The organism is Acidobacteriota bacterium (assembly GCA_018001935.1).
Lineage (GTDB): Bacteria > Acidobacteriota > JAAYUB01 > JAAYUB01 > JAAYUB01 > JAGNHB01.
Window position 1 is genome coordinate 11,843 of sequence record JAGNHB010000018.1, and the last position, 13,895, is coordinate 25,737.

9 protein-coding genes are annotated in these 13,895 nt (G+C 70.0%); all 9 read right to left on the bottom strand.

What is annotated here, in order from left to right:
- Positions 1-7: 7 nt before the first annotated feature.
- On the bottom strand, positions 8-1,792 hold the full coding sequence (locus tag KA419_09155) for an adenylyl-sulfate kinase (GenBank protein ID MBP7866103.1): 1,785 nt from the start codon (positions 1,790-1,792) through the stop codon (positions 8-10).
- 1 nt (position 1,793) lies between these two features.
- Positions 1,794-2,591, bottom strand: a complete 798-nt coding sequence (locus KA419_09160; GenBank protein ID MBP7866104.1) for a sulfate adenylyltransferase subunit 2 — start codon at positions 2,589-2,591, stop codon at positions 1,794-1,796.
- The gene (gene cysC, locus KA419_09165) at positions 2,588-3,241 is read right to left on the bottom strand and encodes an adenylyl-sulfate kinase (GenBank protein ID MBP7866105.1); all 654 of its coding nucleotides are present in this window, start codon (positions 3,239-3,241) and stop codon (positions 2,588-2,590) included. Before cysC ends, KA419_09160 begins: the two co-directional genes overlap by 4 nt.
- 284 nt (positions 3,242-3,525) lie before the next feature.
- Positions 3,526-4,338, bottom strand: coding sequence for an ABC transporter permease (locus KA419_09170; protein ID MBP7866106.1), 813 nt, complete (start codon positions 4,336-4,338; stop codon positions 3,526-3,528).
- Complete coding sequence (locus KA419_09175; GenBank protein ID MBP7866107.1) at positions 4,335-5,051, bottom strand: ABC transporter ATP-binding protein; 717 nt, start codon at positions 5,049-5,051, stop codon at positions 4,335-4,337. The genes KA419_09170 and KA419_09175 overlap by 4 nt, the downstream gene beginning before the upstream one ends.
- Before the next feature lie 116 nt (positions 5,052-5,167).
- Positions 5,168-6,250 carry an aliphatic sulfonate ABC transporter substrate-binding protein gene (locus tag KA419_09180; protein ID MBP7866108.1) on the bottom strand — a complete coding sequence of 361 codons (1,083 nt, stop codon included), beginning with the start codon at positions 6,248-6,250 and terminating at the stop codon, positions 5,168-5,170.
- Between the two features lie 129 nt (positions 6,251-6,379).
- Positions 6,380-8,935 carry an NAD-dependent DNA ligase LigA gene (gene ligA, locus KA419_09185; GenBank protein ID MBP7866109.1) on the bottom strand — a complete coding sequence of 852 codons (2,556 nt, stop codon included), beginning with the start codon at positions 8,933-8,935 and terminating at the stop codon, positions 6,380-6,382.
- Between the two features lie 351 nt (positions 8,936-9,286).
- A complete protein-coding gene (locus tag KA419_09190; protein MBP7866110.1) occupies positions 9,287-10,309 on the bottom strand; it encodes a hypothetical protein in 1,023 nt (340 codons plus the stop codon).
- Between the two features lie 173 nt (positions 10,310-10,482).
- On the bottom strand, positions 10,483-13,722 hold the full coding sequence (locus KA419_09195; GenBank protein MBP7866111.1) for a zinc dependent phospholipase C family protein: 3,240 nt from the start codon (positions 13,720-13,722) through the stop codon (positions 10,483-10,485).
- Between the last annotated feature and the right edge of the window lie 173 nt (positions 13,723-13,895).

The following is a 13,895-nucleotide window of genomic DNA, read 5'->3' on the forward strand; positions in this document are numbered from 1 at the left end:
CCTCGTGTCAGAAAAGGATCCCCACGGCCTCCATCCGGTCCCGGATGGCCCGGGCGGCGGCACGGAAATCGGCGTCGCTCCGGAAGAAGAGGTCGGCGGCGGGTGGGGGGGGCGCCTCGACCTTGTCCATGTGAACGTTCACCACCGGGTGCGGGTGGACCAGGTCCCGGATGACGGGGTGGTCCTCCTGGGGGATGTCGTTGGTGACGCACACCACGATGAAGCCCGCGCGGAGCAGGATGACCGCCACCTCGCCGAAGCGGCGCGCGGCCTCGGTCCCGCTCCCGGGGGCGATGTCGGCGTCGAGCCCCGCCCGGAGGTTCTTGCCGTCCAGGAGGAAGACCTGACGGCCGTTGTTGAAGAGCTTCCGCTCCAGGATGCGCCCGAGCCTCGCCTTGCCGCTTCCCGAGGGCCCGGTGAAGAGGACCAGCCCGGACTGGTGCCCGTTGCGGGTCACGCGCTCCTCCTCGCGGATCTCCCCCTCCCGCCACTCGAGGTCGCGGCGGCGGGCCTCCCGGCGGAACCGGTCGCGCTCGCCCTCCAGGATGCCCGTGACGATCCCGCCCCCCCGGATGTCGAAACCATCGACCACCACGAAGCGGCCCGTGGCCTCCAGGTCCTCGAAGCGGTCCAGGGCGATGGGGCGGACGGTGCGGACGACCACCTCGGCGGCGTCGTGACGGCGGATCTCCGCGGGGTGCTCCCGGGGCTCCAGGGTGGAGGCGTCGAGGACTCGGGTGATCTCCTCCACCTGCATCTCCACGTCCCGGGTGGCCAGGCGGAGCACATAGCTGCGGCCGGGGGCCAGGGGCGCCGTCCCCAGCCAGAAAAGGTTGGCCCGGAAGCGGTCGGAGACCTCCGGGGGCCGCTCCTTGTGGGAGGCGATCTCGCCCCGCTCGAGGAAGAGCTGGTCCTCCAGGGTGATGCCGGTGCACTGTCCCGCCGCGGCGGACAGGGGCGGGTGGGGGACGTTGAAGGCCTCCACGCTGCGCACGGTCGTCGCCTTGTTGGAGGGGGAGAAGACCAGGCGGTCGCCGACCCGCAACGTGCCGGACTCGACCCGCCCCGCCAGGACCCGCCGGGTGTCGAACTTGTAGACGTCCTGGATGGGGAAGCGCAGGGGGGCGTCCCCGGGCGGGAGGGGCTTCGTGAACCCCTCGAGGCAGCCCAGCACCGTGGGGCCCGTGTACCAGGGCATCCGCTCGGAGGGGGTCGTCACGTTGTCTCCCTGCCGGGCGCTGACGGGGACCACCCACCGCGGCGTGATCCCCAGGCGCGCCAGGAAAGCGCGGATCTCCCCGCGGATAGCCTCGAAGGCCTCCTCCCCGAACCCGGCCAGGTCCATCTTGTTGACCGCCACGGCGATCTGGCGCACCCCGAGCAGGCCCAGGAGGTACCCGTGCCGTCGCGACTGCTCCCGGACGCCCTCGCCGGCGTCGATCACCAGGACGGCGGCCTCGGCGCGGGCGGCGCCCGTCACCATGTTCTTGATGAACTCGTGGTGCCCGGGGGCGTCGATGACGGTGTAGCGGCGCCCCTTCCAGTGAAAGAAGGTGCGGGCCGTGTCGATGGTGACCCCCTGCTCCTGCTCCTCCAGGAAGGCGTCGAAGAGGAAGGCGTGCTCGAAGGGTTTCCCCTGGCGCTCGCAGATGTCGCGCACCCTCTCCACCAGGGACTCCGGGATGGTGCCCGTGTCGGCGTAGAGCCGCCCCAGGAGCGTCGACTTGCCGTGGTCCACGTGGCCCGCCAGGACCACCTGCAGATTCTCGGGGGAAGGGCCGGCGTCTCTCATGTCACATGTACCCGTCCTTCCGGAGTTTTTCCATGCCGCGGTCGGCGTCCTGGGCCCGGCCCGCCCGCTCCGCCACCCGCGTGGCGCGCAGTTCGCGGATGATGTCGTCCACGGTGGAGGCGGTGGAGGAGACCGGGAAGGTGCAGGGCCAGCAACCCAGGCTGCGGTAGCGCTTCCCGTCGCCCCGGTCGAAGTAGAGGGGGATCACGGGGATCTGCTCCTCCCGGATGTACTCCCAGACGTTGATCTCGGTCCAGTCGAGGAGCGGGTGGATGCGGACGTGGGTGCCGGGGGCGAAGCGGGTCTTGAACTGGTCCCACAACTCGGGGGGCTGGTCGCGGAAGTCCCACTCGTTGCGCTCGTCCCGGGGGGAGAAGTAGCGCTCCTTGGCCCGGGTCCCCTCCTCGTCGGAGCGGACCCCCACGATCACGCCGTTGTAGCCCTTCTCTTCGAGGGCGATCCGGAGGGCGTCGGTCTTGAGGGCCGTGCAGCACGCGATGCGCCCCCGGTCGGGATGCATGCCGGCGTCCAGGGCTGCCCGGTTCTTCGCCACCACGAGGTTCAAGCCCCACTCCGCCGCCAGCCGGTCGCGGTAGGCGATCATCTCGGGGATCTTGTAGGCCGTGTCCAGGTGGACCAGCGGGATGGGGCAATGGCCGAAAAACGCTTTCCGGACCAGCCAGAGCAGCACGGTGGAGTCCTTCCCGATGGACCAGAGCATGCAGAGGCGGTCGAAGTGCTTGTAGGCTTCCCGCAGGATGTAGACGGAGCGGTTCTCCAGTTCCGTCAGGTGTTTCATGAAACCTCCTCCGCTCCCTGCCCGGGTGCACCCGCCCAGGACGGCCGCTGGCGGGCTTCCAGGCCGTCCGTCAGGGCGAGCAGCCGGTCGAGGGCCCCGGCGGGGGACAACGCCTCGGTGTCCAGGACCAGCTCGGGCTCGAGGGGCTCCTCGTAGGGGTCGTCGATGCCGGTGAAGCCGGGGAGCCCGCCGGCCCGGGCCTTCCGGTAGAGCCCGTTCACGTCCCGGCGCTCGCAGGTCTCGAGGCTGCAGCGCACGTGGACCTCGGCGAACTCGCCCGGGGCGAAGAGGGCCCGGACCCGGTCCCGGTCCGCCCGGTAGGGGGAGATGAAGGCGGCGACCACGCCCAGCCCGGCCTCCACCAGGAGCCTCGCGACCTCCCCGGCGCGGCGGATGTTCTCCCGCCGGTCCTCCGCCGAGAAGCCGAGCCCGGCGTTCAGGCCCGTGCGAAGATGGTCTCCGTCCAGGTGGAAGACCCGCCGCCCGCGGCGGTGAAGTTCGGCCTCCAGCATCCGCGCCAGGGTCGACTTGCCGGAGCCGGACAGCCCCGTGAGCCAGACCAGCCAGGAACCGTGCCCGTTCAGGCGCCGCCGGTCGTTCACGCCGAGGGCGCGGGGGCAGGGGTTGAGTTCTTGCCGGGTGTCACACATCTTCTATATCCTTCTCGCTCTCTCCCCTCGGTATCGGTATCGGTATCGGAATCGCCATCGGTATCGCTTTCGGTATCGCAATCGCCATCGATATCGGAATCGGTATCGGTGTCGCAATCGCAATCGGTGCCGCCTGTTCCCCGGTCTGGAAGCCTAGATAGCGACAGCGACTGCGATACCGATACCGAATTCCGACCCCGATAGCGATTCCGACCCCGATACCGGTGGGGTATCGGGGGAACCCCTCTCTGAAAAAACAGACTATAGCACGAGAAGGGGGGGCATCACAAACCCCATCCCGAGCCCTGGGGCTCGTGGCCCCACCGTTCCTGGATCTTCCGCTCCAGGTAGCCGAAGACCAGGCGGTCGGCCAGCAGGCCCAGGAGCATGATGACGCCCATGACGGCCACCACCTGGGGCATGTCGTGCAGTTCCCGCCCCGTGGTCAGCAGGGCGCCGAGGCCGGTGTCCACGTAGAGCAGCTCGGCGGCCATGAGGGAGCGCCACGCGAAGGACCACCCCATCTTGGCGCCGGTGACCACGGCGGGGAGGGACGCGGGGAGCACCACGTGGAGGTAGGCCTGCCGCGCGCCGGCGCCCAGCATGCGGGCCGCGCGAAGGTAGAGGGGCGGGATGGCCCGGACGCCGTCGCGCACTGACAGGGTGAGGGCCATCAGGGAGCCCATGACCACCACGAAGAGCATCCCCTCCTCGCCCAGGCCGAACCACAGGATGGCCAGGGGGAGCCAGCAGATGCTGGGGATGGCCTGGAGGCCCAGCGCCAGGGAGCCGATGGTGGCGTCGGCCCACCGGACGCGCCCCAGGAGGAGGCCCAGGGGAACGCCGCCCGTCACGGACAAGGCGTACCCCAGCAGGAGCCGCTGCAGGCTGGCTGCCGCGGCCGCCGGGTAGCTCCCGTTGGCGAACCCCGTCCAGAAGGACTGCGCCACCTGGAGCGGCGAGGGGAAAAGCACGGGGTCCCAGATCCGGGCGGCGTGGAGGCCGTGCCAGAGGAGGACCAGGCCCCCGAAGAAGCCGACCTGCAGCAGGGCCCGGCCGAGACGTCCGCGGCTTTCCCCGGCGCGCGCGGTGCTCATGACCCGCCTCCCGCCGCCGGTGCCGAGGCCTCCGGCGCAACGGCCCCCGGGCCGGCCTGGGAACGGAGGTCGTCCCGAATCACGGAGGCGATCCGCACCAGCTCCACGTCCTCGAGGTGGCGTCCGCGGGGGAGGTCGACCGGGTACTCCCGGTGGATCGACCCGCCCCGGACGGACATCAGGATCACCCGCTCACCGAGCCGGACGGCCTCGCGGACGTTGTGGGTCACGAAGATCACCGTCTTGCGGGTGGTCTGCCAGATCCGCTCCAGTTCCTCGTGGAGTTCGTCGCGGGTCTGGGCGTCCAGGGCGGCGAAGGGCTCGTCCATGAGCAGGATCTCGGGGTCCTTGGCCAGGGCGGCGGCCAGGGCGACCCGCTGGCGCATGCCGCCCGAAAGCTCGTGAGGCCAGGCCCGGGCGAAGTCGGTCAGCCCCACCGTGCGGAGGAGCGAGTGGGCCCGCTCGGTGCGCTCCCGGGGGGGAAGGCCCGCCATGCGCAGGGCGAAGGCCACGTTCTGCGACGCGTTGAGCCAGGGGAAGAGGGGCGGTTCCTGGAAGATCATCCCGCACTCGCGCGAGGGTCCCGTGACGGGGACGCCGCCGATGCGGACCTCGCCCCGGTCGGGCTTCTCCAGCCCGGCGACGAGATTGAGGAGGGTGGACTTGCCGCAGCCCGAGGACCCCACCACGCAGAGGAACTCCCCCGGGGCCATCGACAGGGTGACGTCCGTGGCGGCCGGCACGGGGCCGGAGCGCTGCTGGAAGCTCTTGGAGATGTGGTCGAGTTCGACGCGTTTCAAAGCTGCCGCCTGTGCACCGCGGTCCGCCGTCAGGGTTGGACCGGGGGAAGGTTCATCGCCTGCAGCACGGCACCGAGCGGGGCGAGCTCGAACAGTCCCCCGATGTCGTCGGGACCGTACCCCGGCGGCAGGTAACCCAGGTCCCGGGCCCGGGCCGCCGACTCCCTCATGGAGGCGACCCCCGGGTCCCAGGTCAGCTTCATGCGGGAAAACGCCTCCGACAGGATTTCCCGGGACAGGGGTTTCTGCATGACGGCCTCGAGGCCGGCCCGGATGACGTCCACCGCTTCCGCCGGGTGGTCCAGGGACCACCGGGTGGTCTCCACGTGGGCTTCGACGAACTTTCGGACCACGTCGGGGCGCTGCCGGACCCAGTCCTCCCGGACCACCAGGACCGCGGTGGTGAACCGGCCCCCGGGCCACAGGGAAGTCTCGTCGATCAGGATCTCCCCCCCCGCCTCCCGGCACAGGCGGGTGGCCCAGGGCTCGGGGACCCACGCGGCGTCCAGGCTCCCCTGGCGGAAGAGCATGAGGATCTCGGGGTTCTTCACCGGCTTGACCTTGACGTCCGTCCCCGGGGTGAACCCCTGCTGCTTCAGCCAGGCCCTCAGGGTGATGTCCTGGGTGTTGCCCAGTTCCGGCGAGGCCACGGTGCGCCCCTTCAGGTCGGCCGGGGCACGGAGGCCCAGTTCCCTGCGGACCACCAGCGAGGCCCCGCCCGAGGTGGCGCCGGCGACGATGCGCAGGGCGCCCTTGCCGGCGCGGAGGTAGGCGTTGATGGCGGGGTTGGGGCCGACGTAGGCGATGTCGATCTCGCCGGCCAGGAGCGCCTCCATCTCCGTCGGGCCGGCGTTGAAGACCTTGTAGGCCACCGGCAGGCCCGTCTTCGCCTCGAAGGTCCCCTTGGCGCGTCCGATGATGGCCTGGGCGTGGGTGATGTTGGCGAAGTAGCCGACACGGAGGGTCCCCGAGGCGACGCCGTCCTTTCGACCGCAGGCGGCGCCGGCGAGCAGGAGGGCGACCACGGCGGGGACCGCGGCGAGGGATCGAAGGCCGGCGGCGCGCCGACGCGGTGCCGGGAGAAGACACAACGGGCTGAAATTAAAGGTCATGCTTGTCCTCTTTGAATCCGGAGACCGATTGACCGATCACTCTAGCAGGAACCCCCGGCCGCCGTCAACCCTCAATCCGGGGACGTCAAGGTTGGGGAGGGAGGGCGGGAACCCCTCTGCCGAGGGGTTCTACTTCAGTTTTTCCAGGAACTCCGCCTCGGTGAGAACGGGGATGCCGAGGGAGCGGGCCTTGTTGAGCTTGGAGCCGGCGTCGGCGCCGCAGATCAAAAAGTCGGTCTTCCGGCTGACGGACGAGGCGGTGCGGCCGCCCAGGCGCTCGATCCGCTCGGAAGCCTCGTCCCGGGTCATGGCGGCGAGGGCCCCGGTCAGCACGAAGGTGCGGCCGGAGAAGAAATCGACGGCGGCGGGGGATTCGGGCGGCGGCGTGCCGGATGCCGGCGATCCCGTGCCGCCTGGGGCGGAAGGCCTTGGTGGCGGGCTGCCGGAAGGGGTTCGGTCACTCTCGGGGCCGGCCCCGGCGGCCCCCGCGGGCCCGACCGCGAGGACCCCGCCACTCCCGCCGGCGGGCGTCCCGCCCGGCCCCGTCCCGTCGGGGGACTCCCCGGCACAGGGCCCCTCTCCAGTTTCCGCCGACTCGCCCCCGGCGGCGAAGAGCACGCCCTGGACGGCGGCGTCCCCGGTCTCCTCGAAGCTGAGCCCCGAGGCCCGCAGGCGCTCCACCAGCGCGAGGTTCGACGGCTCGTCGAAGAAGGCCCGGACGCTCCCGGCGATGACGGGGCCCACCTCGGGCGTCTCGGCGAGTCCCTCGGCCGGGGCGGCGGCGAGGGCGTCCAGGGTCCGGTACCGCCGGGCCAGGACCTTGGCGGTGCGCTCGCCCACGAAGCGGATCCCGAGCCCGAAGAGGAGGCGGCGAAGCGGCAGTTTCCGGCTCTTGTCCAGCTCGTCGAGGAGGTTGCGGGCGGACTTCTTCCCCATCCGCTCCAGCCCCGCGAGTTCCGTCCCGTCCAGCGCGTAGAGGTCGGGGATTCCCTTCACGTGGCCCTTCTCCAGGAGTTGGTCCACCAGGGACTCGCCCAGGCCCTGGACGTCCATGGCCTTCCGGGAGGCGAAGTGGAGGAGCGAGGCCCGAAGCCGCGCCCGGCAGTCCGCGGAGACGCAGCGCAGCACCGCCTCCTCGGGCTCCCGGAAGACGCCGCCGCCGCAGACGGGGCAGTGGTCGGGCATTCGGAAGGGGGGCGGGTCGCCCTCGCGCTTCTCGGGGATCACGCTCACCACCTTGGGGATGATGTCGCCGCCCTTCTCGATGAAGACCCAGTCCCCGACCCGCACGTCCAGGCGCTCCACCTCGTCGGGGTTGTGGAGGGTGGCCCGCTGCACCAGCGAGCCGTCCAGGAAGACGGGGTCGAACTCGGCCACGGGGGTCAGCGCCCCCGTGCGCCCCACCTGCACCACGATGGCGTTGATGCGGGTGGCGGTCCGCCGGGCGGGGAACTTGTAGGCCACGGCCCAGCGGGGGCACTTGGAGGTGCTCCCGAGGCGTTCCTGGAGGGCGATCTCGTTGACCTTCACCACCACGCCGTCGATCTCCATGGGGAGGGCGTCCCGGAGGGGGTCCACCCGGCGGATGAAGGCCAGGACCTCCTCCAGGGAGTCGCAGACGGCGAAGGGCTCGCCCACCTTGAAGCCGAGCGCCCGGAGGTACGCCAGGGCGTCGGCGTGGCGGGCGAAGGCCAGCCCTTCCGCGATGACGCCCCAGGCGTAGAAGTCGAGCTTCCGCGAGGCGCTGACGCGGGGGTCGAGGTTGCGGATGCTCCCCGCCGCGGCGTTGCGCGGGTTGGCGAAGAGGGGTTCCCCGTCGCGCTTGCGCTGTTCGTTGAGCCGCTCGAAGCTCTTCACCGGCATCACCACCTCGCCCCGGACCTCCAGGCGCGCCCCGGTGGGTGTGGCGGGCGCGGGGGCGGGCGGTACGCCGGGGGCTTCGAGCAGCGGGGCCTCCCGGCGCGGCGGGACAGGTGGCGTGAGACGGAACTCGGGTTCCGGGGGGGGCGCCGCGGTCGGCGCCGGGGACTCTTCCGACAGGAACCCGGGCAGGATTGGCTGGCGGGGGCGCCCCGGGGACGTCGGCCCGGGCGCGGGAGCGGCCCCGGACCCCGTCACGGCGGCGGTGGACGGCACGGGGCCGCCCGGCGCCGAAGCGCTCAGCGCGAGCGGGACGGCCCGGATGGTCCGGATGCTCGGCGTCACCACCTCTCCCGTGGCCCCGTCGCCCCGGGTGACGGCGGCGGCGAGGCGGCCGTCCGCGTAGATCAGGGACATGCTGAGGCCGTCGTACTTGAGTTCGGCGGTGTAGGAGAAGGCCTCCCCCGGGAGGAGCTTGCGCACCCGGGCGTCGAACTCCCGGAGGTCCCCCTCGTCGTAGGTGTTGTCCAGGCTCAGCATGGGGACCTCGTGGGCCCGGGAGGGGAAGCTCTCGGAGGGTTTGCCGCCCACGCGCTGGGTGGGGGAGTCGGGGGTGACGAGGTCGGGGTGGAGCGCCTCCAGGTCCCGGAGGCGGCGCATCAGGGCGTCGAACGCGGCATCGTCGATCTCGGGCCGGTCGAGGACGTAGTAGAGGTGCTCGTGGCGCCGGATCTCCCGGCGGAGGTCCTCGATTTCCCGGCCGTCGGCGTCGATCTCCCCGCGGTCGGCATCGATCTCCCGGAGAATGGCATCGTTGGTTTCCATGGTGCGTCCCCCCGAAACGGTGGTGTGCGCCATTTTACCGCACCGGGGGAAATACGCGCCACGGGAAAAAGCGCGGGGCGAAGACGAGGGGGCGAAGGCGCAAGGGTGAAGGCTCAGGGGCGAAAGTGCTGGGGTGAAGGCGCGGGGGTGATCGGGCTTTCCGGAGCTTCGTCAGACTTGTCAGACCTGTCAGACCTGTCAGACCTGTCAGACCTGTCAGACCTGTCCGACTTGTCCGACTTGTCTGACTTGTCTGACTTGTCTGACCTAGCTTCACCCTCCACCCCAGACCCCGACCCCACACCTCAGATCTCAGCCCCCCAGCCCCCCCCTAAACCTAAAGCCTACAGCCTACAGCCTGAGTAACGGCAGCCGGAACGCGGGGAGGGCGGCGAGCATCCCCTCGTCCTCCAGGTCGAGGCCGCCCCGTTGCGCCACACGGACGACCCCCGGCATCTCGTGGAACGCGCCCGCGGGGTCGTGCAGCAGGATCTCCGGCCGCTCGTCGATTCCGGCCTCGGAGCGGATCTCGGCGAAAATACCCCCGTCCAGGCGGATCTCCTCGTCCAGCGGGGCGCCGGCCACCGTGCGGAGGATGTAGTCCTCCAGTTTCCGCGGGTTAAGCAGCGCCGTGCGGTGCGAGAATACCGCCGTCAACCGGAAACCCGTCAGGGCCGGGCGGGAAACCGGTCCCCCGGGGGAGGGCGCCGCGCCGCAGGCCACCGGCGGCACGCTCCCGGTATCGCGTCCGCGGGGCGGGGCGGGGGTGACGGCCCCGGGGCAAGGGCCCGGGGCGCCGGCGTCGCCGGGGGGGGGCGGGGCACTCCGGCCCCCGTCAGCCCGGGGCGGCCTTTCCCGAAGGCAGAAAACGGTGGTCCGGTGCGGCCCCACGTGCACCCACGCCAGCGGGACGCCGCCGGGCAGACCGGCTTCCCGCGCCCGCGTCAGCCCCGCCGCCAGGGTGAAGTGCGGGGCGGGGGCGACGAGGGCGCCGGGGAGCTGGCGGAGCGCCTCGAGCTGGAGACCGGGGAAGGGGCGGTTCCGGTCGTGGTGGTACAGGTCCGCGACGCGACCGCCCGAGTCCAGGACATGGGAGAGGACCTGGCGCTCCGCGGACGGGGCGGCGTCGTCGAACCCCGGGGGGAGGTCCGAGCAGAGGGCCACGAGGCAGGCCGCGGGGCGTTCCGCCGCCGGCAGGCCCCGAAGGAAGGCGCCGAGGGGGACGCGTTCCTGCCGGCGGCCCGTTGGCACGCCGGGAGGGTCGAAGGGCGGGGGGCCCGGGAAGGATCGCCGGAAGGCGAGGTCGTCCTCCCGGACCAGGGTGAAGAGGGTCTCTTCCTCGAACAACCGGATGAGCAGGACGGCACAATCCATGGATCAGGCAGGTCTCCCGTGCGATTTCGACCGGCGACGGGGAAACTGTAGCAGATTGGCGGGGGAAAGGGAAGGGGGCCCGACCGGTTCGGACCCCCTGAGGTTCCTCTGGTATGACGAAGCATCCGGGGTCGAGGGGTTGTCCTGCCTCCGACCTCGTCCGCTTCGCCCACTCACGGGGTGAACGAGACGGGCGGGAAAAAGTCGATCCAGATGGGGTTGGTCAGGGCCCGTTTCCGCGGGTTGATGACCGACCGGACCTCGGCCCGGTAGTACAGGCCCGGCTTCACGTCCACCTGCCAGATGTGGGCCCCAAGGTAGCAACTGTCGGGGACGACGGTTTCCGTTCCGCCGACGGTCCCCTTGTAGACCACGATGTCGAGGTTGGGGTTGTCCTGAAGGTTGGGGACCAGGACGTAGAGATCCCCCTTGTCGCGGAGGGGTTCGATGCTGGTGGCGGTGTACAGCGTCTGCCCCATGTGGAGGAAGCTCCCGTCGGTCCAGACGTTGTTCACCCGCTTGTACGGGAGCAGGTAGATGGCGATGTCGGGGCCGGTGGAGACGTAGCTGTAGCCGGACCTGACGGCGCTCAGGACGGAGGCGGTCGTGGGTTGGGGCGCGTAGGCCACCGTCCGGGTGGTGAAGAGGCTGTCGTGGCGTGCCGGGGCGGCGAGGTCACGGCACTCGGGGGGAAGCAGGCCGCTCCCGCCCACGATCCGGGTCTTGATGCCCTTCAGCAGCCGGTGTTTCACCCAGCTGTCGATGCTCTGCATGTCGTCCGTGTCGAAGCGGCCGTCGATGGCGACGAGGCCGTGCTCCCCGGAGAAAAAGGGCCAGGAGGTCGCCAGGACTTCGTCCGGGTCGTTCACCGCCCAGGCGCTCGTGGTCTCGCATCCCGGGTGGCTGATCAGGGAGAGCGCCCCCGGCTCCGTCTTCACCTGGTTGAGCACCCCCTGGGTGGATTGACCCGGCGCGATCTCGCCGGAGAAGTTGACCGCGTTCACGTGGATCTCGTCGGCGTTCACCGTGCGCTCCAGCAGGGTGGTCTTCACTTCCTGGCCGGGGATGAGCAGGCGGTCGTCGTTGGAGTAATAGCCGCAGTAGAGCCGGTGCCAGCCGAAGATGTCGCCGTACCCCGAGTAGCCGAAGTTTTCCAGCGTGAGGTTGGCCCAGTCCAGGTAACGGTTGGTCAGGATGTCCGGGATGAGCGGGAAGCTCCAGTGCGGCCCGTTGCAGTCCCCGAGGTTCATCTGGGCGTCTCCCTCCCGCCAGTTCGCGTGAACCACCGCCTGGTCGAGCTTCCGGAAGCAGAAGTGAGGGAGCAGACTGTAGTGGACGTAAGGGTGCATGGGGAAATTGACATTGTATTCCCCCTCCGGGTCCCAGTCGTAGGCGTAGTGGCAGGCGTAGTCAGGTTCCCAGTGACGCCAGTCGGGGAACTCGTACCGCACTTTCGCCGCCGGCTTCCCCTTGGGGAAGAGGTCCCCCTTGGCCCGGACGAAGGCCCGGATCTCCCCCGGTCCGGACAGGTCGGCCGTGAAGAAGGTGTTCCGTGACCCCGAGGGGATGTCCCCCCGGAAGAGGAGCCGGTGGTTGGCCCCCGTCACGAAGCCTTCCAGGGGGACCGTGGAGCTGGTGCTCAGGCAGACCTGGGTCGGAAACTTCCACATGTTGGAGACCACCCCGCTGGCGGCGCTGTACCAGGGCGACAACGGGAGGTTCTCCAGAGGCGCGTACTTCCGGAACGCCAGGGAGGCGCTGGTGATGGCCGGGTTCGCGATGGACACGTCCAGGAACCCGGCGAAGAGCAGGTGGAAGACCTGGCCCCGGTACTCGGTGTTCCCCCAGAGCGGGAACCCCGCGGTCTTGAACCAGTCGCTCTCGTCGAAGCTGCCGATGAACTCCACGAGCGGGTGTTTTCGCCCCTCGTTGGTGTTGAACTGGCTCACGGGGCGGTTCAGGGCGCGGGTGAGCAGTTCGTCGGCCCCGGCATGGCCGATGAGCACCAGCTTCGACATGGCGAGGCTGTTGTAGAACGGCTCGAAGTTGTGGAGCAGGTTCTCGTCCGCGTTGTCCCAGCAGTCCATCCCCGCGGAACCGAAGTTCCCCAGCTCCCCGTTGATCCGGGCCAGGGCGTTGGGCGGGAAGAGGGGTTCCTTGATATAGTTGGCGGGGTTCTTCATCCAGGCCGCCAGCGTGTCGGGATCCTGGCCGGTGATCTCCTCGCAGAGCCATTCCAGCACCCGGTCCTTGATCTCCTCCTTCAGGGCGGCGAGCGGGTCCAGGTACGCCAGGTAGTCCATGACGTCGCTGAACAACTCGTCCAGGGCCACCAGGATGTCCGGCTCCCCGCACATGCTGGACAGGTACTGGTCCGCCCAGGCCTGCAGGACGTCCACGGCGTCGTAGCCGTTCTCCCCCTTCTCGTCGTCGCTCAACACGAGCTTCCCCTGGGTGACGAGGCGGCCCACCTCCGCGTTGGCGTAAACCCAGGCGCTGAGCCCGGTGTCGATGTCGGCGACCCAGTTGATGCAGTACGTCCGGATCAGGTTCTGGAACCAGTCACCGGGGTTCAGCCGTCCGATGGCGTCCCCCAGCGATTGTCGCAGCCGTATGAACACGTCGAGGTGCTTGGGGAAACCGGTCTTCTGGAACAGCGGGTTGAACCCGGAGGCGACGGACCCGTTGAAGAGGATGGCCCGGAGGGAGAACATCCGGGGGGAGCAGCCCCCGTCGGCAGACCAGCCGATCTTCTGGTCCACGTAGGTTTCCACCAGCATGTGGCGGGCGATGTTCTGAGCCTCCGCGGACGTGATCCCGTCGGTGACCTTGGGAAAAGGGCCGCCGGCCCAGCTGTTCACCCAGGTGTGCCCGAAGAGGTCGCAGGCCCCGTGGACCATCATGCCCAGCACGAAAGCCTTGCAGGCTTTTTTGTACTGAGTGCGGGTCAGCCGCGACGCGGTGCGCTCGATGGCCACGTCCTCGAGCATCTGGGACCCCCGGCCCGTGTTGAGGGGGAGGTAGGCCCCCGCGGGCTCGTCGGTGGTCTCGCTGCCCTCCGGAAGGGCGCAGGCCTTGTCCCACAGGTACTTCACCCACTCGCCGGAGGTCGTCCCCTCCCGGGGGTGGATGAAGGCCTGGCCGATGTAGATGTCGGCGTAGGCGTCGGGCCCCACGGTGCCGCCCATGAAGTAGGCGTTGTAGGTGGTGATGAGTTCCAGATGCTCGGCCGGGACCTTGAAGTAGCCATAGGGCGGGACCTCCACCCAGCCGCCGTGGTCGTTGCACTCCTTCACCAGCCGGTATCCCAGGAAGGAGTGGGTCTTGGGCTTCCAGGCGAGGGCGTCCGCCTGAAAGCAGGCCGAGAGGGCGAAAACGGCCAGGGTCATCAGAAATACGGATCGTCGGTTCATGTCAACCTCCCGCTCGATGGTGGTTGCATTGTCGCCGGGAGCGGGGGGAAACGGAACCGGGGGATATCACCGATCGCGTGGGAGGATTTACCGGTGCGCCGCCTTCGTCGATGCGATGGGCGAACGGGCCCAAAGCACGATCCCGCCCCGAAGGAGGCGGGATCGGCGGCGTT